Annotated in this window: 20 protein-coding genes; 11 read left to right on the top strand and 9 right to left on the bottom strand. The window is 69.7% G+C overall.

Annotation, left to right across the window (positions count from 1 at the left end; translation table 11 throughout):
* On the bottom strand, nt 1-1269 hold the full coding sequence (locus SH922_RS33025; protein ID WP_393062223.1) for an extracellular solute-binding protein: 1269 nt from the start codon (nt 1267-1269) through the stop codon (nt 1-3).
* A 259-nt stretch (nt 1270-1528) separates the two neighbouring features.
* Here SH922_RS33025 and SH922_RS33030 point away from each other — a divergent pair, with 259 nt between their 5' ends.
* The 9 genes from SH922_RS33030 (at nt 1529) to SH922_RS33070 (ending at nt 9765) form a co-directional block, all read left to right on the top strand.
* Complete coding sequence (locus SH922_RS33030; RefSeq protein WP_393062224.1) at nt 1529-2368, top strand: GntR family transcriptional regulator; 840 nt, start codon at nt 1529-1531, stop codon at nt 2366-2368.
* 169 nt (nt 2369-2537) lie between these two features.
* The gene (locus tag SH922_RS33035) at nt 2538-3707 is read left to right on the top strand and encodes a lactonase family protein (RefSeq protein ID WP_393062225.1); all 1170 of its coding nucleotides are present in this window, start codon (nt 2538-2540) and stop codon (nt 3705-3707) included.
* An 84-nt stretch (nt 3708-3791) separates the two neighbouring features.
* Nucleotides 3792-4043 (top strand): hypothetical protein, encoded by a 252-nt coding sequence (locus tag SH922_RS33040; protein ID WP_393062226.1) that lies wholly within the window; start codon nt 3792-3794, stop codon nt 4041-4043.
* On the top strand, nt 4040-4417 hold the full coding sequence (locus SH922_RS33045) for a helix-turn-helix domain-containing protein (RefSeq protein WP_393062227.1): 378 nt from the start codon (nt 4040-4042) through the stop codon (nt 4415-4417). The genes SH922_RS33040 and SH922_RS33045 overlap by 4 nt, the downstream gene beginning before the upstream one ends.
* Nucleotides 4418-4593: 176 nt before the next feature.
* Nucleotides 4594-5103, top strand: a complete 510-nt coding sequence (uraD, locus tag SH922_RS33050) for a 2-oxo-4-hydroxy-4-carboxy-5-ureidoimidazoline decarboxylase (RefSeq protein ID WP_393062228.1) — start codon at nt 4594-4596, stop codon at nt 5101-5103.
* Between the two features lie 29 nt (nt 5104-5132).
* A complete protein-coding gene (gene uraH / locus SH922_RS33055) occupies nt 5133-5525 on the top strand; it encodes a hydroxyisourate hydrolase (RefSeq protein ID WP_393062229.1) in 393 nt (130 codons plus the stop codon).
* Between the two features lie 7 nt (nt 5526-5532).
* Nucleotides 5533-6456, top strand: coding sequence for a factor-independent urate hydroxylase (gene pucL / locus SH922_RS33060; protein ID WP_393062230.1), 924 nt, complete (start codon nt 5533-5535; stop codon nt 6454-6456).
* Between the two features lie 158 nt (nt 6457-6614).
* The gene (locus SH922_RS33065) at nt 6615-8012 is read left to right on the top strand and encodes an 8-oxoguanine deaminase (RefSeq protein ID WP_393062231.1); all 1398 of its coding nucleotides are present in this window, start codon (nt 6615-6617) and stop codon (nt 8010-8012) included.
* 304 nt (nt 8013-8316) lie between these two features.
* The gene (locus tag SH922_RS33070) at nt 8317-9765 is read left to right on the top strand and encodes a nucleobase:cation symporter-2 family protein (protein WP_393062232.1); all 1449 of its coding nucleotides are present in this window, start codon (nt 8317-8319) and stop codon (nt 9763-9765) included.
* 84 nt (nt 9766-9849) lie between these two features.
* Here the strand turns inward: SH922_RS33070 and SH922_RS33075 are convergent, their stop codons facing one another.
* From SH922_RS33075 to SH922_RS33085, 3 genes are all read right to left on the bottom strand, one after another.
* The gene (locus SH922_RS33075; RefSeq protein ID WP_393062233.1) at nt 9850-10713 is read right to left on the bottom strand and encodes a chitosanase; all 864 of its coding nucleotides are present in this window, start codon (nt 10711-10713) and stop codon (nt 9850-9852) included.
* A gap of 171 nt (nt 10714-10884) precedes the next feature.
* Entirely contained in the window at nt 10885-11196 is a 312-nt protein-coding gene (locus SH922_RS33080) for an SH3 domain-containing protein (RefSeq protein WP_393062234.1), read from the bottom strand.
* 188 nt (nt 11197-11384) lie between these two features.
* Complete coding sequence (locus SH922_RS33085; protein WP_393063752.1) at nt 11385-12185, bottom strand: chitosanase; 801 nt, start codon at nt 12183-12185, stop codon at nt 11385-11387.
* Between the two features lie 108 nt (nt 12186-12293).
* Between SH922_RS33085 and SH922_RS33090 the strand changes: the two genes are divergently transcribed.
* Nucleotides 12294-12977, top strand: a complete 684-nt coding sequence (locus tag SH922_RS33090) for an alpha/beta fold hydrolase (protein ID WP_393062235.1) — start codon at nt 12294-12296, stop codon at nt 12975-12977.
* Nucleotides 12978-13022: 45 nt separating this feature from the next.
* Here SH922_RS33090 and SH922_RS33095 read toward each other — a convergent pair whose 3' ends face one another.
* The gene (locus SH922_RS33095) at nt 13023-13628 is read right to left on the bottom strand and encodes a TIGR03086 family metal-binding protein (protein WP_393062236.1); all 606 of its coding nucleotides are present in this window, start codon (nt 13626-13628) and stop codon (nt 13023-13025) included.
* Nucleotides 13629-13895: 267 nt separating this feature from the next.
* On the opposite strand from SH922_RS33095, the gene SH922_RS33100 reads away from it, so the two are divergent.
* The gene (locus SH922_RS33100; RefSeq protein WP_393062237.1) at nt 13896-14888 is read left to right on the top strand and encodes a fibronectin type III domain-containing protein; all 993 of its coding nucleotides are present in this window, start codon (nt 13896-13898) and stop codon (nt 14886-14888) included.
* An 86-nt stretch (nt 14889-14974) separates the two neighbouring features.
* Here the strand turns inward: SH922_RS33100 and SH922_RS33105 are convergent, their stop codons facing one another.
* From SH922_RS33105 to SH922_RS33120, 4 genes are read right to left on the bottom strand one after another with little or no spacing between them, the layout of a single operon-like run.
* Complete coding sequence (locus tag SH922_RS33105) at nt 14975-16003, bottom strand: LacI family DNA-binding transcriptional regulator (RefSeq protein WP_393062238.1); 1029 nt, start codon at nt 16001-16003, stop codon at nt 14975-14977.
* A gap of 54 nt (nt 16004-16057) precedes the next feature.
* Nucleotides 16058-16939, bottom strand: coding sequence for a carbohydrate ABC transporter permease (locus SH922_RS33110; protein WP_393062239.1), 882 nt, complete (start codon nt 16937-16939; stop codon nt 16058-16060).
* Nucleotides 16936-17916, bottom strand: coding sequence for a carbohydrate ABC transporter permease (locus SH922_RS33115; RefSeq protein WP_393062240.1), 981 nt, complete (start codon nt 17914-17916; stop codon nt 16936-16938). Before SH922_RS33115 ends, SH922_RS33110 begins: the two co-directional genes overlap by 4 nt.
* Nucleotides 17913-19238 (bottom strand): ABC transporter substrate-binding protein, encoded by a 1326-nt coding sequence (locus SH922_RS33120; protein ID WP_393062241.1) that lies wholly within the window; start codon nt 19236-19238, stop codon nt 17913-17915. Before SH922_RS33120 ends, SH922_RS33115 begins: the two co-directional genes overlap by 4 nt.
* Between the last annotated feature and the right edge of the window lie 176 nt (nt 19239-19414).

Genomic DNA, 19414 nt, shown 5'->3' on the forward strand with positions numbered 1-19414 from the left:
TCAGGAACCGGTGTTCATGGCCCGGGTGATGTCGCCGGAGGCCTTGGCGGCCTCCTTGGCCGGGTCGCCGCCGGTGAGGACGGCCGCCATGTAGTCCTTGATCGGGTTCTCCGCCTCGACGGCGGCCCAGCCGGGCGTGTTGGGCGTCGCGTGCCCGTTCGCCGCACCGGCCGCCATTGCCGCGGCCCCCGGATCGTCCGCCACGGCCGAGGCGAGCGTCGTGCGGTTCGGTACGTAGCTCATGGCCACGGCCAGCTTCTTCTGCCAGGTGTCACCGGTGAGTTCCTTGATGAAGGTCAGCGCGGCCTCCTGCTTGCCGGACGCCGTGGGAATCACCAGGTCGGAGCCGCCGGTGAAGACGGCACCCGGGGTGTCCGCGCTCTTGCCCGGGATCGGGAAGAAGGCGAGCTTGCCCTTCAGTTCCGGGTTCTTCTCCATGACGACATTGGCGCCGCCCGGGGTCGAGATCACCTGGGCCACCTTCCCCTGGGCCATCACATCGGCCTGCGGCGGATCGTCCTCGTCGGAGTCCTTCGGTCCCTTGCCGAGCGCCTGGAGCTGCCCGTAGAACTCCATCCCGCGCAGCGCCTCGGGGGTGTCCAGTGCGCCCTTCCACTTCCCGCCGGACTCGGTGGCGAGGTCGCCGCCCTCGTCCCAGACGAAGCCGGCCAGTGCGTACCACATCTGCCCGGGCAGATAAATGCCTTGCGTGCCATCCTTGTTGAGCTTGCCGGTGGCCTCGATCCACTGCTCGCGCGTCTTGATCGCGGACGCGTCGACCCCCGCCTTCTCGAACAGGTCGGTGCGGTAGATGACGACGCGGTTGGCCGCGTAGTACGGGATGCCGTACTGCTTGCCCTCGTACGCCCCCGGCTCGGCGAGCCCCTTGAGCCAGTCCTTGCCGTTCAGTTCGTCGACCTTGTCGCTCAGGTCGAGCAGGCCGCCGCTCTGCGCGAACTGCGCGACCTGGGTGTTGCCGCTCTCGATCACGTCGGGTGCGTCGTTGCTGGCCAGCGCTGCGGTGATCTTCTCGCCGATGCCGTCCCACTCCTGGATCTGGACCCGGACCTCGATCGTGGGGTGTGCGGCCTCGAAGCCCTTCACGAACTCCTTCTGGAATTCGGCGGAGACGCTGTCGCGCATCAGCCACACGTCGATGTCCGTCGGCCCGTCACCGGACTTCCCGGCCGAGTCGGACGACGAGCTGCAGGCACTGAGAACGGCGGCCATCACGAGCGCGGACCCACCGGCAAGCAAGCGGTACTTCACGGTTCACCTCTGGGAGACAGGACCTGACCACCTGACCAGTGAAGCCCACTGGACAGCTCACCTCTTGATGGTGGATGAAGGTGGCATAGACCAATGGGGTCGTCAACCCCCTTGGTGGCAACGGGTTTTAGTGATCTAGCGGAAATCTGTCCGGTGGTGAATCCCGCCGGACCGGCTACACTTCCCTTGACCAGTAGCCCAGTTGGCCGGACTGGTCGCTCAACTGGTAAGAATGTGAAGTGTCAGGAGGGGGCAGCGCATGGACGCCGACGCATCGGGGACGGTGCTCAAACGGGAGAGGGCCCGCGACGCCGTGCTGGAGCTGATCGAGTCGCGCCGCCCAGGAGACGCCATCCCTTCGGAGCGTGCGCTGTGCGCCACCCTCGGCGTGTCCCGCCCCACCCTGCGCGCCGCGATCGACGAGCTGGTGGCAGTCGGCCTCCTGGTGCGCGAGCACGGCCGCGGCATGTTCGTCGCCCCCGCGAAGATCACTCAGGAGCTGGTCTCGGCCGACCTGGCGCTGTCGGTCCCGCAGGCGGCGGGGACCTGGTCGAGCCGGCTGCTGGAGTTCACCACCCTCCAGGCCGGCGCCAGGGTCGGCCGCAAACTGCGTATGTCGCCCGCCGGGGAGATCGTGTACGTCGCCCGGCTGCGGCTGGTCGACGGCGCCCCGATGGCCATCGAGCATCTGCACATCAGGGCCGAGCTGGTGCCCGGTCTGTCCGCCCAGGAGCTGGAGAACGGCGACCTGTACGAGCATCTGCGCGAGCGCCACGACGTGCACGTCCACGAAGCGGTCCAGGCCATCGAGCCCACCGTGGTGACCCGGGCCGAGGCCCGGCTCCTGGACGTGCCGGAGCTCTCGCCGGCCCTGCTCTTCGAGCGGCTGACCTCGGACACCACCGGCTGCCCCGTGGAGTACGTGCACTCGCTCTACCGCGGTGACCGCTACCGGATCGTCTCCCGCCTGGCCCTCGGCCCGGCGGCCGCCGTGGAGCCCGTGGAGGGCGGACACCACCCGGGGATCCCGCCGGGGGACTTCGCCCAGGGAGACCCGATCACGTCGTCCACCCGCGGCGACATCCAGTCCGGCGACTGACCCCGGCGTCACCCGCCCCGCATGCCCCGCGCGCCCGGCCCACCGTTCCGCCACACCGTTGCCCCCTGTTGCGCCCTGCGCAATGGCCGGTGCGTCTCTTGCGCGGGCCATCGGGGAAGGCCACTGTGGCTGACACATCCGACGTCACCGACCCCACGAGGTGCCTCGCATGACCTCCCCCACCAGCCGCCGCACCGTCCTCGGAGCACTCCTGGCGGGCGGTGCCCTCGCCGCCGCCCCCACGCTTCCCCGCCGTGAAACCCGCCCCGGTTCCACGCCGCACCCCGCGAAGCACGGGGCACGCCGGACCGGAACGCTCTTCCTGGGCACCTACACCTCGACCAGCCCGGGCGGCACCGGCATCGGCGTCGCCTCGTACGACACGGCAACGGGCGGCATCACCTCCCGCACCGTCGTCACCGGCGTCGAGAACCCCTCTTACCTCGCGCCGCACCCCAACGGCGGCACGCTCTACGCCGTCGACGAGCAGGAGAACGGCGGCGTCACCGCCGTGGCGCTCGCCGGTGACACCTTCCGGGTGCTGGGGACGCAGTCCACCGGCGGCGCAGGCCCCTGCCACCTCTCGGTCCACCCGGGCGGGCGGTGGCTGTTCAGCGCCAACTACACCTCCGGCAGCGTCGCCGTGCACCCGCTCGCCGCCGACGGATCGGTGGGGGAGCGCACGGACCTGGTAGCCCACACCACGCCCGCGCCCGGACCGGGCCAGGACGGCCCCCACGCCCACCAGATCGTCACGGCCCCCGACGGCGGCCACATCCTCGCCGTCGACCTGGGCAACGACACGGTGTACACCTACCGGCTCGACGAGGACCACGGCACCCTGGAGCAGCTCTCGTACGCAGCACTGCGCCCGGGCGCAGGCCCGCGCCACCTCACCTTCCATCCGGACGGCCGTCACGCCTACCTCGCCTGCGAGCTCGACAACACGGTCGTCGTCTGCGGCTACGACCCCGCCACCGGCGCCCTGACACCGGGCACCCCGCAGTCCACCGGAACGGGCGAGGGCACCAGCTACCCCGCCCAGCTCCTGGTCACCGGCGACGGCCGCTTCGCCTACCTCGCCAACCGGGGGCACAACAGCCTCACCCGGTACGCCGTCGAGGACGGCGGGGCGACGCTGCGGCTGCTGGACACCGTGCCGGTCGGCGGCGACTTCCCCCGGCACACAGCCTTCTCGCCGGACGGGTCCCTCCTCTTCGCCGCCAACCAGCGCTCCGGCACGGTCACCGCCTTCCGGGTCGAAGCGGACACCGGCGCGCTGAACCCGGCCGGGACCCCGTTCCCCGCCCCGGCCGCGGTCTGCGTCCTGCCGCTGTAGACCGTGCGGGGCCGCGCCGGTCCGTTAGGGTCGTGCCCGAGCCGCGGGTCGCCCCGGACGCGGTGCGAGGCATTTGGAGGCACAGTGCGCTTGAGAGTGGAGTTCACCACCGAGCCCTTCGATCTCGACGAGGCACCGGCCCACGCGGTCGTGGCCCGCGAGGTCATCCAGTCGGCCGAACTGGACGCGGTCGACGTCGGCCCCTTCGGCAACACGGCGGAGGGCGTCGCCGACGAGGTGCTCGCCGCGGTGGACTCCCTGCTGCGCAAGACCCTGGCATCCGGTGCCACCCGGGTCTCGCTCCAGGTCAACGTCATCGGGGAGGACCCGAAGTGACCGGGCCTGCGGACCACCCCCTCGTCAGCGCCGTCAAGCCGCTCGTCGACGCCATGGGCGCCGAGCTGCTCGGCCCCGAGCAGGCGCAGGCCGACGATGTCGTACTGGCCTGGGAGGGCGTCGACGTCATAGCCGTCCGGCTGCCACAGCTCTCCGACTCGCTGGACCACATCCTGGCCGCGATGGAGCGCCGGCACGGCAAGCCGCTCGCCGAACTGGACCGCAGGACCAAGCAGGAGGTCGTACGGACCCTGGAGGCACGCGGTGCCTTCTCGGTGCGGCACGGCGTCGAGACGGTGGCGGGGGCCCTGGGGGTCAGCCGTTTCACCGTCTACAACTACCTGAACAGGGAAAACGGCACCAAGGGCGCGTAGTTGGGCCATCGGGTGCATGTAAACGGCACATGAACGTGCGGGCCGTCGTCCGGATCATCGGGCGACGGCTTTTTACATGAACGGAATTTCAACAAAGTGTTGACGTGGTGTTGTGGAGGGCGTTAGCTATCCGCAGCCCGACCGACGCACAGCGAAGAACAGCCACGGAGGCTCCCGTGACTTCGAGCTCCACACCGGGCCTCGCCCGGTTCAACACCCTGGCGGACGACGAGGCGGCCACCGCGCTGCACGAGGTCTGTGCCAGTGCGGCCTGGGGAAGAGCGATCCTCTCCCTTCGCCCGTACGACACCGCAGAAGCCCTGTTCTCCGCGAGCGACACCGCCACGGCGGCACTCGGCGCGCAGGACCTGGCCGACGCCATGGCCGGTCACCCGCCGATCGGCCGCCCGAAGCCCGGGGACCCGACCTCCTCCCGCGAACAGCGGGGGATGGCCGGCGCCACCGAGGAGCTCAAGGCCGAGATGCTCGAACTCAACCTGGCCTACCAGGAGCGGTTCGGACATGTCTTCCTGATCTGCGCCACCGGGGCGACCGGTGAGCAGATGCGCGACGCGGTGAAGTCCCGGATCGGGAACTCGCCCGAGCAGGAACGCGCGATCGTGCGCACCGAACTGGGCAAGATCAACCGCATCCGCCTCACCCGTCTCGTCACGGAAGACTCGTAAGAGCTCGTAACAGAAGGAGAGTGAAGGTCTTGAGCACCTTCGCCACCGCATCGGTGTCCACCCACATCCTGGACACCAGCATCGGCCGTCCCGCCGCGGCCGTCCCCGTCTCGCTCGCCGCCCGCACGGGCAGCGAAGCGCAGTGGGTGGCGCTCGGCGGATCCGCGACCGATGCGGACGGGCGCTGCAAGGACCTGCCGGCCCTGCCGGAAGGCACCACCCATGTACGGCTCGACTTCGAGACCGAGTCGTACTTCGCCAGCAAGAAGCAAGCCGAGGCGCAGCAGGACGCCCCCCGCGTAAGGGACAGCGGCGCGTTCTTCCCGGAGGTGGCGATCACGTTCGCCGTCACCCCGGGCGAGCACTATCACGTACCGCTGCTGCTCAACCCGTTCGGCTACTCCGTATACCGAGGGAGCTAGCAGACACATGCCCACGATTCTCGGCCAGAACCAGTACGGCAAAGCAGAGAACCGCGTCGTCAGGATCACGCGGGACGGCGACACCCACCACATCAAGGACCTGAACGTCTCGGTCGCCCTCTCCGGCGACATGGACGACGTGCACTACTCCGGCTCCAACGCCAACGTCCTGCCCACGGACACCACCAAGAACACGGTGTTCGCGTTCGCCAAGAAGCACGGCATCGAGTCCGCCGAGCAGTTCGGCATCCACCTCGCCCGGCACTTCGTGACGTCGCAGGAGCCGATCAAGGTCGCCCGCATCCGCATCCAGGAGTACACCTGGGAGCGGATCGCCACCTCGGACAGCAACTCCCGGTTCATCGGATCGGACGAGGTCAACCACTCCTTCGCCCGCAAGGGCCAGGAACTGCGCACCACGCAGGTCACCTTCGACGGCGAGAAGTGGGAGATCATCTCCGGTCTGAAGGACCTCACGGTCATGAACTCCACCAACTCGGAGTTCTGGGGTTACGTCAAGGACAAGTACACGACGCTCCAGGAGGCGTACGACCGCATCCTGTGCACCGACGTCGCCGCCGCCTGGCGCTACAACTGGACCAGCGACGCCGACCGGATGCCCCACTGGGAGAAGTCGTACGAGCAGGCCAAGAAGCACATCCTGCAGGCGTTCGCCGAGACGTACTCCCTCTCCCTCCAGCAGACCCTCTACCAGATGGGTTCGCGGGTCATCAACAGCCGCAGTGAGATCGACGAGATCCGCTTCTCGTTGCCGAACAACCACCACTTCCTGGTGGATCTGGAGCCGTTCGGCCTCAAGAACGACAATGAGGTCTACTTCGCGGCCGACCGTCCGTACGGCCTCATCGAGGCCACCGTGCTGCGCGACGGCGTCGAGCCGCAGATCCCGGTGGACATGACCAACCTCTGACGCGGCGCCGCGCCGGTTCTCGTCCCGTCCAAGGCGGACGGGGACCGGCCGGGGCAACATGTCCACACCATCTCGGCACCCACAGCCGCTCGGCTGTGGCACTCAAATCCTCCTAGGGTCCTGCCGTGCCCGCATCGCTGATGAGAGAAGGAAGCACCATGGCAGCACCGGCAGCGTCCGACCGAGTGGAACGCATCGTCATCGAGAACTGCTCGATCGCGACCGTCGACGCAGACGACACCGAGTACGCCTCGGGTCATGTCGTCGTCGCGGGCAACCGTATCGAGTCCGTCGGCGCCGGCCGGGCACCGGAGGGCCTGGACAACGTCGTACGCAGGATCGACGGCACCGGGCACCTCGTCACGCCCGGTCTGATCAACACGCATCACCACTTCTACCAGTGGATCACCCGCGGCCTGGCCACCGACCACAACCTCTTCGAGTGGCTGGTCGCGCTGTACCCGACCTGGGCGCGCATCGACGAGCCGATGGCCCGCACCGCCGCGCAGGGCTCGCTCGCCATGATGGCCCGCGGCGGTGTCACCACCGCCATGGACCACCACTACGTCTACCCGAAGGGCTCCGGCGACCTGTCCGGCGCGATCATCGGCGCCGCCCGCGACATGGGCGTACGGTTCACACTCGCCCGCGGCTCCATGGACCGCAGCGAGAAGGACGGCGGACTGCCGCCGGACTTCGCGGTGGAGAGCCTCGAAGGCGCACTGGCCGCCACCGAGGCGACCATCGACGCACACCACGACGCCTCCTTCGACGCGATGACCCAGATCGCCGTCGCGCCCTGTTCCCCCTTCTCCGTTTCCACCGAACTGATGCGTGAGGGCGCCGAGTTGGCGCGCCGACGGGGAGTGCGGCTGCACACCCACGGCTCGGAGACGGTGGAGGAGGAGAAGTTCTGCCACGAGCTGTTCGGCATGGGCCCGACCGACTACTTCGAGTCGACCGGCTGGCTCGGGGCCGACGTGTGGATGGCGCACTGCGTCCACATGAACGACTCCGACATCGCCGCGTTCGCCCGCACCGGCACCGGCGTCGCGCACTGCCCGTCCTCCAACGCCCGCCTCGCCGCGGGCATCGCCCGGGTCCCGGACATGCTTGCCGCGGGCGTCCCGGTCGGCCTCGGTGTCGACGGCACCGCCTCCAACGAGTCCGGCGAACTCCACACCGAACTGCGCAACGCCCTCCTCATCAACCGCCTCGGACCGCACCGCGAGCGCGCCCTGAACGCCCGTCAGGCCCTGCGCCTGGGTACGTACGGCGGCGCCCAGGTCCTCGGCCGCGCAGACCAGATCGGATCCCTGGAGCCCGGCAAGCTCGCCGACCTGGTCCTCTGGAAGCTGGACACCCTGGCGCACGCCTCGATCGCCGACCCGGTGACCGCCCTGGTCTTCGGCGCCGCGGCCCCCGTCACCCTCTCGCTCGTCAACGGCAAGCCGGTCGTCGAGTCCAACCACCTGATCACCGCGGACGAGGACGCCATCGCCCGCGCCACCCGCGACGAGGCCCGCCGCCTCGCGCAGATCGCCGCCGGGGCCTGAGAGGTCGTCGGCCCGGCACCCCCCGATACCGGCCGGCCGAGGGGGACGGCCCTCGGTCGGCCGCCGTGGACCCGAGCGGGGTCCACGGCAACCGGTACGGGAGGCGCGTGCCCAGACGTACGCGCCTCCCGCACCGGTGATCCGAGCTGCCGCACCAGCTGCACGACCTGCCCCACCTGCATCAACTCACCACACGGGGCCCGGTCCGGCGGACACTTCTGGTACATGTCCCGGCGACCGGTCCCGGCACCACCTCCCTGATACCCACGTCGCCGCAGACGTGTACCCGACCGGAGGAACCGCCGTGGCAGCTACGCCCAGGTTTCGCAATGACGCAAGTGCAGCACCCGACCCCGACGGCGAGCCGGTAACGGCCCCGTCCGACCGGAATCATCCGGTCGACGAGACGCTCCCCCCATTCAAGATGTTCACCAGCGGTCTGCAGCACGTGGCCGCGATGTACGCGGGCGTGGTGGCCCCGCCCATGATCGTGGGACCCGCCGTGGGCCTCACCGCCAAGGAGACCGCCTTCCTGATGGGGGCGAGCCTGTTCACCGCGGGGATAGCCACCCTTCTCCAGACGCTCGGCTTCTGGCGAATAGGCGCCCGGCTGCCGTTCGTCAACGGGGTCTCGTTCGCCGGGGTGACGCCGATGGTGGCGATCGGCAAGGACCGCGGACACGACGGCATCGCCGTGATCTTCGGTGCGATCATCGTCGCCAGCCTCCTCGGTTTCGTCCTCGCCCCCTATTTCTGCAAACTGGTCCGCTTCTTCCCGCCCGTCGTCACCGGCACGGTCATCACCCTGATCGGCATCTCGCTGCTGCCGGTCGCCTTCAACTGGTCCCAGGGCGGCAACGCCACGGCCGACGACTACGGTTCCACCACCAACATCACGATGGCGGCGGTCACCCTGGTGATCGTTCTCGCCCTGCGGAAGCTGTTGCGCGGTTTCCTCCAGCAGATCGCGATCCTGCTCGGGCTCGTCGTCGGCACACTGATCGCGATCCCCGTCGGCATCACCGACTTCGGAGCCATCAAGGACGCCGATGTCGTCGGCTTCCCCACCCCCTTCCATTTCGGGGCACCGCAGTTCGAGATCGCAGCGATCGTCTCGATGTGCATCGTGATGCTGGTCTGCATGACCGAGTCGACCGCGGACATGCTGGCCCTCGGCAAGATCGTCGACCGGCCGGCCGACGAGCGGACCATCGAGGGCGGCCTGCGCGCCGACACCCTGGGCAGTGCCATCAGCCCGCTGTTCAACGGCTTCATGTGCAGCGCCTTCGCCCAGAACATCGGACTGGTCGCGATGACGAAGGTCCGCAGCCGCTTCGTGGTCGCCGCGGGCGGTGGCATCCTCATCCTGCTCGGCCTGTGCCCGGTGGCCGCGTCCGTCATCGCGCTGGTGCCGCTGCCGGTACTGGGCGGCGCGGGCATCGTGCTCTTCGGCTCGGTCGCGGCGAGCGGCATCCAGACGCTGGCCACCGCCGCACTGGAGAAGGGCGAGAACGCACTGATCGTGGCGGCCGCCGTGGGCGTCGGGCTGATCCCGATCGCGGCGCCGGAGTTCTACCACGCCTTCCCGAAGGACCTGCTCGTCGTCCTCGACTCGGGGATCTCGACCGGGTGCGTCGTGGCGATCGTGCTCAACCTGGCCTTCAACCACCTGGGCCGGAAGCCGGACACCGAGGCGGAGCCGGACTCCCAGGGTCAGGATTCGGTCAACGCGAGTCCGGTGGGCGTGCACTGACGATCCGACACAGAGCCGTGGCGCGTACGGTTCCGCCCGGGAGGGCGGCCGCACGCGCCACGGCCGGATTCCGGCCCGGGTGCGTCAGCCGATGTGGAAGCTGTCGCCGTACACCTTCCAGTCGAGCGGCGGGTCCAGGTTCAGATTGCCTTCGTCCAGGAAGACCCGCTGGGCGGTGTCCACCCGGCTGGTGTCCGAGTGGGCCTCCTCCTGCTGCATGGCCCAGACCCGCGCGTCCAGGAAGGCGTTGAGGTAGGCGACCTCGTCACCGCCCTGGGCCGGCGGCTTCGCCTTCGCGAGAGCACGCTTGCGGATGGAGCCGAAGCTCGTGCTGTCGCCGCCGTCGCCGTGCATCACGATGGCGTCGTAGTACGCGAACTGGCCGAGCGTGCCCAGCCCGTCGCTCTTGCCGCGGCTGACCGCCGGGTCGAAGTACACCCGGTCGCGCTCGTCGTTCTGTGCCTGCTGGAACGCCGGATCCCCGGCAGCCGTCTCCCAGGCGTCGCTGAAGCCGGGGTCGAGGCCCTCGTGCGAATCGGTGCCATCCACGTCACGCAGGGCGGGTAGGTACTCGGCGAGCGGATTGCCCGGCTCCCGCTGGGTGTAGAGCTCCACGAGATCGAGCATGTCGCCGGTGCCGGAGCAGAAGCCGATGATGCCCGCCGTGTAGCCGCGGCCGTCACCGATGTCCTCGATGTAGCCGTACTGCGCCTTCCAGTCCAGTGAGGAGTTCTCCGCGCTGGAGACCAGTTGCATGGCGATGTCCTTCTTCGCCGGATCGTCGAGCCCGGTCGCGGCTGCCTCCTGGTGGTGAACCGCCGTGGGGGCGGAATCGGTGCCGGCGAAGGCCGTGGCGGGGATCGCCGTGAGGGTCAGGCCGAGCGCGACGAGTGCGACGCGCACGGATCGGTTGTTGCGACGTACGGTGCGCTTGTGGGGAGCGTGCACCAGTCCTCCAAGGGAGTTCGTCGTTCCGATGGTTCTGTTAGGAAGCTTTCCTATCAGAGTCGAACGACGGTCGTACACCCCTTCGACACCGGCGAGTTGGGCGCGCCCTGGAAACACGGAGGCCCCGCACCGGGCGCCGGAGCGGTCGGTGCGGGGCGGCGGAACGAAGGCTCAGCAGTCCAGATAGGCCACGTGGATCCAGACGCCCGTGGGGCCGCCCCACAGGTCACCCATCACCCAGTTGCCCTGCTGGCCGCGGTAGTCGAGGTTCTGTCCCCGGTTCACCTGGCCCAGGACGGGGTAGTCGGTCCCGGGTCCGCCGCGGAAGTTCACCCCGTTGTCGTTGACCGTGCAGACCTGGGCCGGTGCCGCCTCGACGCTGTGCGCGGCGGTCGTGCTCGGGGCGGCCTGGGCGGCGGGCGAGACGGCCAGTCCCAGACCGGCGGTCAGCATGGCCGCGGCCAGCAGAATCTTCTTCATCATGTCGAAAGCTCCTCGATGATCCGGCCCACGAAGCGTGTGCCGTCCGCCCGCCTCAACGGGCCGGCAGGCGCCCCGGACACGGCTGGGGGCCGGCGGTCCCTCGGAAGTGAAAGCGCAGGTCACGCGTGGTGCGCACCGGCGCACACAGAACCCGCGGTCAGTGCTCCGCGCGCCCGTCGATCATGGGTTTACGAACCGTCCGGATCCTTGATCGTGTAGCTGTCGTCGTACACCTTCCATCGCAGCGGTGTCTCCAGACCGAGCCTGCCCTGGCGTACGAACACCCGCTGGGCCGTCTCGACCCGGCTGGTGTCGGTGTGCGAGGGCTCCTTGCGGATCGCCGCGACCCGGGCGTCGAGGAAGGCGTCGAGGTACGCCGCCTCGTCGCCGCCCTCCGCGGGGGAGGCATCCGCGGCGAGGGCCTGGCGGCGCATCGTACGGAATCCGACGGTGCCCTCCGTGTCACCGGCCCCGTGCATCACATAGGCGTCGTAGTAGATGAACTGGCCCAGCGCGCCCAGGCCGTCCTCCTTCGCCTGCCTGACCGCGGGGTCGAAGTACGACCGGTCCCGCTCGGTGTCCTGGGCCGTGCGGAACGCCGCGTCACCGCCGGCCGCGGCCCATGCCTCGGTGAACGGACGGCCGAGTCCCGTGTGCGCGTCGGTCCCCTCGACCGCCCGCAGGGCGGGCAGGAACCGCTCCAGCGGATTTCCCGGCCGGGCCCTCGCGTACCGCTCGACCACGCTCAGCATGTCGCCGGTCCCGGAGCAGAAGCCGATGATGCCCGCCGTGTACCCGCGGCCGTCGCCGATGTCCTGGATGTACGTGTACTGGGCCTTCCAGTCCAGGGTCGAGTTCTCCGCGCTGGAGACCAGTTGCATGGCGATGTCCTTCTTCGCCGGATCGTCGAGCCCGGCACCGGCGGCCCCCTTGCCGGACGAGGTGCCGGTCCCCGCCCCTGTGCAGCCGGACAGCATGGCGACGGCCATGGCGAGGGCGGCGAGGGGGCTGACCAGGGAACGCGGGGTGAGCTTCACTGTCCCAGCCTGCCAGGCCGCGGGAGTGATCTTCCCTCATTCGGCTGTAGCGTCAGGGGTATGGATGATCAGTCTGTTGTGGATGTCGGCGGAGTGCGTCTGGCGTACCGGACCTGGGGTGACCCGTTCGGCTCGCCGGTCGTGCTGCTGCACGATCTCGCCGATTCCGCCGCGAGCTGGGAGGCGGCCGGGAGCCTGCTCGGTCAGGAATGGCGGGTGTACGGCCTGGACCTGCGCGGCCACGGGGAGAGTGACTGGCCGGACGAGTACGACTTCGAGCTGATGCTCGACGACCTCTTCGGCTTCCTCGAGGCGTGCAAGCTCGACCGTGTCGGCCTGGTCGGCCACGGCATGGGCGGTGTCGTCGCACATCTGTTCGCTCAGATGCACGCGGACCGGGTGGAGCGGCTGGTGCTGGTGGAGACCCCGCCGCCGTTCCCGGGGGCAGCCGGCCCCGACGTCCCGCCCGACGGGCCGGTCGACTACGACGAGGCCGTGCTCGCGGCCGTACGGAACCAGCTTGCCGACCCCGACCCGGCGTGGGAGGAGGGCCTCGGTGAGATCGTCGCCCCGACGCTCATGCTCGCCGGCGGCCCGGCCAGCACCATGCCGCAGGAGCGGCTGCAGGACATGGCCACGTTGATCCCGGACTGTCATCTGATCACCCTGGGCGGCGGCCACCGGGTGCACCAGGTCCACGCCGACCAGGTCGCCCATCAGATCACGGAGTTCTTCACCAGCTGACGGGGTCCGGCCCGGGACCCAGCCGCAACCGGCCGGGTCCCGGGCTCAGCCCTCGGGCTGCCAGTCCGGGCGCCGCCCGCTCCGGGCGACCGCCCGGTCCAGCAACGGCGCGTCGCCTGCGACCGGGACGGGCGGGCCGAACGGGGAGGTGGGCGGCGGGTTGTCGCCCAGGTCGGCCAGCAGCGCCAGCGTGTTGCGCAGGTGCGCCTCCTCGGCCCCGTACGGCTGCCCGGTCGACCTCGCCAGGTCCCAGCCGTGCAGCACCAGCTCGTTGAGCGCGACCATGCCGGCCACCTCGCCCGGCAGGTCCACGCTGCCCGCCCGGGTCATGCCCTGCCAGGCATCGAGGGAGCGCCAGGTCGCCACCATCTCGTCGAGTGCTACGGGCAGCGTGCTGCGCCACCCGTCCGCCAGCACCCCCGACTCCACGGAGGGCGCCGTGTCGGTCGTCGCTCCCAGCTCCTTGCGCGCGGCATCGCGAAACGCCACGGCCAGCCCTTCGACATGGGCGAGCATCGCGCCCACCGTGACACCGGGGCACGGGGTCGGTCCGGCCAGTCGGGCGTCGTCGATGGTGTCGAGCATCCCGGCGATCTGCCGGGCCGCGGGTTCGAGGTCGAGGAGGGGGGCGGAGTTCGTCTGCGTGTTCATACCTGTGCAGACTGCCTGGACGCCCCGAACTCATCGCCCGGCGCACCACGTGTTCCCGCAGAATGATCCGGTCGGCGTGACCGGGTACCGCCGGCCGGAGCTCCGTCCAGGAGTCCCGGCGCCACGCCTCCCGGGCACGGCATCCGACGACGGTACGTGCGGCGGCGCAAACCGCGGTGCACACCGGCACATTGCGGAACGTTCCGCTCCGTCCCCTTGTCGGCAGCCCCCACACCATGCGATACAGGTCTGGACCATTGCTGTCGGATGGAAGGCACCACCGTGCAACGCCCCCACGCAACCGCCGCGTTGGCCTGCTCCGCCGCCCTGCTCCTCGCCACGCTCACCGCCTGCGGCTCGGAGGCCGAGGCGGACACCGGAAAACCGACCGCGCCCCACGGGGTGACCGCCCAGGCGAGCAGCGCCACCTCCGCACACGTGATGTGGGAGCCCGCCACCGACGACAAGGCCGTCACCGGCTACGAGATCTACCGGCAGGGCAGGAAGGTCAAGTCCGTCCCGGCGGCAAAGGTGATGATCGACGTCGACGGGCTGACCGCCTCGACCGCGTACACCTTCACCGTCCGCGCCCGCGACGCCGCCGGGAACCTCTCCGCGCCGAGCGCCGCCGCGGCCGTCACCACCCCCGCGCCGACCCCCGCCGACCACGAGGCCCCGACCCGGCCGGTGAGACTGCGTGGCAGTGCCGACGGCAGCAGGGCCGCGACCCTGTCCTGGGGTGGCTCCACGGACGATGTCGGCGTCACCTCGTACGACATCTACCAGGAAGGCTCCCGGATCCACAGCGTGCCCGGCACGCAGACCACGGCCCGCCTGACCGGGCTCCGCCCCGGCACCGTCTACACCTTCACGGTCCGCGCACGCGACGCGGCCGACACCTCGTCGTCCGACAGCAACACCTTCGACCTCACCACCGCGACCGCCCCCGGTGCGCCCGCCAGTACCGCCCCCACGGACCTGAGGATCACGAGCAGCGCCGCGGGCAAGGAGTACGCCGTGGACCTGGACTGGAAGCAGCCGGAGACCGGCGAGAAGATACCCGCCTACCAGCTCTATCTGGACGGCCGGCTCACCACCACGATCGTCTGGGGCGGCGAACCGCCCGTGGGCCGGGCGAGCTACCGGCTCACTGTCGGCGAGCCGCGCGGCACCCGCCACTCGATGAAGATCCGAGCCAGACTCCCCGACGGGAAGTGGGGCGACTTCTCGGCGGCGCGCACCGTCGTGCTCGGCGACTGACCCGCCCTCGGGTGCGCGGCGGGCCGCCCCGTGCGGTCCCGCCGCGCCCCACGGGGAGTGCGGTCGCCGGCGGGCCGCGGTACCGGCTATGCGGAGTCGCGGATCACCAGTGACGTCGGGAGTATCACCGCCGCGGTGTCCTCACCGGCGATCTGGGTGAGCAGCATGCGGACCATCTCGGCGCTGATGCGGTCCCAGGGCTGGCGGATCGTGGTCAGCGCCGGACTGACCGCCGTGGCTGCGGGGGAGTCGTCGAAGCCGCCGACCGCGATGTCGTCCGGGACGGTACGGCCGGCCTGCTGGAGGGTGAAGATGACCCCCTGGGCCATGAGGTCGGACGCGACGAACACGGCGTCCATGTCCGGTGCCCGGCCGAGGAGGAGGCGGGCCGCCTCCTCGCCGCCGGCGCGCCGGTAGTCGCCCTCGGCCACCAGCGCCGGATCGTACGGCAGGCCCGCGCTGTCGAGCACCTCGCGGTAGCCGGCCAGGCGCTCGGTGCCGCCGGGGGTGTCGAGCGGGCCGGTGATCATGCCGATGCGGCGGCGGCCGGCGGAGATGAGGTAGCGGACCATCTCCCGGGCGCCGTCGCGGTCGTCGGCCGCCACGTAACTGACCTTGGACCCCAGCCCGAGCGGTTTGCCGCAGGCCACCAGGGGGATTCCGGCGTCGCGCAGCTCCACGGCGACCGGGTCGCCGCTGTGGCTGGAGACCAGCAGGACGCCGTCGACGTGGCCCGAGGTGATGTAGCGGGTCAGCCGGCGCCGGTCGTCCTTGGCGGAGGCGAGCATCAGCAGCAACGGGATGTCGTGCCGGGCGAGGTGCTCCGTGCAGCCGCGCAGCAGCACGTTGAAGTTGGGGTCCTCGAAGAACTTCTCCTGCGGCTCGGTCAGAAGGAAGGCCACCGAGTCCGAACGTCCGGTGCTCAGGCTGCGGGCATGCCGGTTGACCACGTACCCGGTCTTCTTGATGGCAGCCTCCACCGCTGCGCGGGCGGCGGGTGAGACGTAGTGGCCCCCGTTCAGGAAGCGGGAGACGGTTCCTCGCGAGATGCCCGCCTCACGTGCCACGTCGTGGATGGTGGGAGGCTTGCGTCGGCCGTTCGCGCTGGGGGTCATGTTCCTCAATTGTGCCGGGTGGTACGGGACGGACTCGGTGGCCGGGCCAGGCGGTCAGGCCTTGACCGAGCCGCTCAGCAGATCCAGCGACCAGTAACGCTGGATCACCAGGAAGAGCCCGATCAGGGGGAGGACCGCCAGCAGGCAGCCGGTGATGACCAGAGTGTAGAGCGCGGGCTGGGAGGCACCCTGGGAGAGCAGGGTGTACAGCCCGAGCGTGAGCGGGAACTTCGTGTCGTCGGCCAGCATTACGTACGGGAGCAGGAAGTTGTTCCAGATTCCGACGAACTGGAAGAGGAAGACCGTGATCAGGCCGGGCATCATCATCGGCACGGCGATGCGGGAGAAGATCCGCCATTCACTCGCGCCGTCCATGCGGGCTGCCTCGAGGAGCTCGCCGGGAACGGCGGCCGATGCGTAGATCCTCACCAGATAGACGCCGTAAGGCGAGAGGATCGACGGCAGCAGCATCGACCAGTACGAGTCGGCCAGACCCATCTTGGAGAGCAGCAGGTACTGAGGCACGGTCAGGACGATGCCGGGCACGAGCACGCCCGCCAGGATCGTCTTGAACACGAACTCCCGCCCACGGAAGGCGAACCGGCCCAGCGCATAGCCGCCCGCGGCCGAGACGGCGGCCGAGAGCAGGGCCCCCAGGCCGGCGTAGAACGCGGAGTTCGCCATCCACTGCCAGTAGATGCCGTCGCGGTACGCGGTCAGGTCGCTCAGGTTGTCGAGGAAACCGCTGCCGGGGGCGAAGGTGAACGTGCTGAACAGCTCGTCCCGGCTCTTCGTCGCCGCCATGACCACCCAGATCACCGGGATCAGGCAGTACAGGGCCCCGAGCGCGAGGACCATCGTGGGGATCCACGCGGTACGCCGGGGACCGCGCGAGGTTCCGTCCTTGGGCGTGCTGGTGAGGGTGAGGGCGGTCATGCCTGGTCCTCCCGGGTGAAGCGGTCGGAGACGCGCAGGAGAGTGAAGGAGAGCGCGAAGGTGGCCAGTGCGAGGACGACCGCGGTGGCGGATGCCCCGTACATGTCGGCCTTGCCGAACGCGCTGTCGTAGATGGACATCAGGGGGCTCCAGGTGTTGGGGACGCCGTTGGTCAGCGGCTGGAGCGTCTTGGGTTCGCTGAACACCTGGAGGGTGGCGATCACCGAGAAGAAGAAGGTGAGGACCAGGGAGGGCAGCACCATCGGGATCTTGATGCGCAGCGCGATCTGGAGGCTGGAGGCGCCGTCGAGACGGGCGGCCTCGTAGACCTCCTGGGGGATCGCGCGCAGGGCGGTGTAGATCACGATCATGTTGAAGCCCGTGCCGCCCCACACCGCGATGTTGGCGAAGGAGAAGTACAGGTTGGTTCCGTCGAACAGGTCCGGCGCGGTCATGCCGAACTTGTCGAGGACGTACACGAACGGGCTGACGGCGGGCAGGTAGAGGAAACCCCACAGCAGCGCGGCGATGACGCCGGGCACCGCGTACGGCAGGAAGATCATGAGCCGGGAGAAGGGGCCGCCGCGGACCTTTTCGGTGTCGAGCATCAGCGCGAAGACCAGGGCGAGACCGAGCATGGTCGGGATGACGATCATGCCGTAGCCCAGGGCGCGCAGGACGCTGTGGCCGAACTCGGAGTTGTGGAGCACGGCGGTGTAGTTGGACAGCCCGCTCCAGACCTCCGAGCGGCTTCCGGAGCCGAGGCCGAGGCCCTTGACCTGGACCTTGTGGAGGCTGAGCCAGATCGCGTATCCGATGGGCACGATGGTGAAGACGGCGAACAGGACCAGCGTCGGCACCAGGAAGAAGTAGGGCGCGGTACGGCCGGGGCGGCGGACGCGGCGGGGCGCGGCAGGCCCGGCCGCCCGGGGCGCGACCCGCGTACGGGTCGTGCCCCGGGACGGAGCGGTGGTCATGCCTCGGTCACCTCGAAGCCCTGCTTCTTCATGTCGGCGAAGGACTTGTCCTGCATGGCGTCGACCGCGGTGAGGAACTGCGCGCTCTTCCGCGCCTTGGTGGCCTTGCCGAAGCCGTCGTTGAAAGCGCCGTACGCGGTCTGTACGTTCGGGCCCCAGGCCGACGCGGCGGTGGTCGCCGAGATCTCGGCGGCCGTGTCGTAGAAGTCCTCCTGGTTCGGGAAGAACGCGGGCGTGCTGAGCACGTCGCCGGACTGGCCCTTCGTGGCCGCCGGGTAGATGCCGGCCTCCTTGACCAGGGCGGCCAGCGCCTCCGGGTCGGTGTTCAGCCAGCGCGCGAACTTGGCCGCCGCCTCCGTGTGCTCGGAGTCCGTGGAGACTCCGGTGGAGGAACCGCCCCAGCTGCCGGTGGCCTTGGCGCCCGCATCCCACTGGGGCAGCGGTGCCATGCGCCACTTGCCCTTGGTGTCGGGGGCCGAGCTGACGAGGACGCCGGGTGCCCACACGGCGGAGACCCAGGCGAGGTGGGTGCCCTTGTTCAGCGCCTTGTTCCACGCCGGGGTGTACATGGGCTGGTTGTCGATGACGCCCTCCTGGACCAGTCCGCCCCAGAACTCGGCGACCTTCTTGGTGGCGGTGTCGTCGATGCCGACCGTCCACTTGCTGCCGTTCACCGTCCACCACTGGGCGCCGGCCTGCTGGGCGAGGCCCGCGAACAGGCCCGGGTCGTTGGAGGAGAAGGTGGTCAGGTAGGCGTCGGGGACGGCCTTCCTGGCGGCGCGGGCGGTCTCGGCGAACTCGTCCCAGGTCCCGGGGACCTTCAGGCCGTGCTCCTTGAACAGGTCCTCGCGGTAGTAGAACATCAGCGGCCCGGAGTCCTGCGGGATCGCGTAGAGCGCGTCGGTCCCGAGTGTGGTCATGGCCCACGTGCCCTCGGAGAACTCCGACTTGGCGTCCTTGGCGTACTTGGATATGTCGGCGAGGACGTCGTTGGAGACCAGCGTCGGCAGGGCCTGGTACTCGACCTGGATCAGGTCGGGGGCGTTGCCCGCCTTCTTGGCGGTGATCAGCTTGGAGACGATCTCGCCGCCGCCGGCCTGCTTGGAGACGGTGACCGTGATGTCGGGGTTCTTCTTGTTCCAGATGGCAGCGACCTTCTCCATGCCCGGGGCCCAGGACCAGTAGGTCAGCTTGACCGGGCCGCTGGTCTTGCCGGAGCCGCCGTCGGAGCCGCCGCAGGCGGCGAGGGTGCTGGTCAGTCCGAGGCTCAGGGCCCCGGTGAGCATCGTCCGCCTGCTGATCTGGCGACGGTGGATCGACATCTTCTTCTCCCCTGACTGAGAACGAGCCGGCCTCGGAACGTCCCGCGAGCGCGGCAACCGCCGTGAGGGACGGGGCTGCGGGCAGGTGACCGATGGGCTGTGCGCGAGGGCCGCGCGGCTCTGTGATCGTGCACAGTAGAAAATTGTTTCGGTCTCTTGTCAATGGATGAAACCTG

Source organism: Streptomyces sp. LN549 (genome assembly GCF_043203805.1).
Classification (GTDB): domain Bacteria; phylum Actinomycetota; class Actinomycetes; order Streptomycetales; family Streptomycetaceae; genus Streptomyces.

Coding starts and splice junctions, on each gene's coding strand:
- SH922_RS33080 (WP_393062234.1), bottom strand. CDS start 11,196: ATGATGAAGAAGATTCTGCTGGCCGCGGCCATGCTGACCGCCGGTCTG.
- SH922_RS33115 (WP_393062240.1), bottom strand. CDS start 17,916: ATGACCACCGCTCCGTCCCGGGGCACGACCCGTACGCGGGTCGCGCCC.
- SH922_RS33035 (WP_393062225.1), top strand. CDS start 2,538: ATGACCTCCCCCACCAGCCGCCGCACCGTCCTCGGAGCACTCCTGGCG.
- SH922_RS33120 (WP_393062241.1), bottom strand. CDS start 19,238: ATGTCGATCCACCGTCGCCAGATCAGCAGGCGGACGATGCTCACCGGG.
- SH922_RS33100 (WP_393062237.1), top strand. CDS start 13,896: ATGGAAGGCACCACCGTGCAACGCCCCCACGCAACCGCCGCGTTGGCC.
- SH922_RS33030 (WP_393062224.1), top strand. CDS start 1,529: ATGGACGCCGACGCATCGGGGACGGTGCTCAAACGGGAGAGGGCCCGC.
- SH922_RS33105 (WP_393062238.1), bottom strand. CDS start 16,003: ATGACCCCCAGCGCGAACGGCCGACGCAAGCCTCCCACCATCCACGAC.
- SH922_RS33110 (WP_393062239.1), bottom strand. CDS start 16,939: ATGACCGCCCTCACCCTCACCAGCACGCCCAAGGACGGAACCTCGCGC.
- SH922_RS33090 (WP_393062235.1), top strand. CDS start 12,294: ATGGATGATCAGTCTGTTGTGGATGTCGGCGGAGTGCGTCTGGCGTAC.
- SH922_RS33095 (WP_393062236.1), bottom strand. CDS start 13,628: ATGAACACGCAGACGAACTCCGCCCCCCTCCTCGACCTCGAACCCGCG.
- SH922_RS33085 (WP_393063752.1), bottom strand. CDS start 12,185: ATGGCCGTCGCCATGCTGTCCGGCTGCACAGGGGCGGGGACCGGCACC.
- pucL (WP_393062230.1), top strand. CDS start 5,533: ATGCCCACGATTCTCGGCCAGAACCAGTACGGCAAAGCAGAGAACCGC.
- SH922_RS33065 (WP_393062231.1), top strand. CDS start 6,615: ATGGCAGCACCGGCAGCGTCCGACCGAGTGGAACGCATCGTCATCGAG.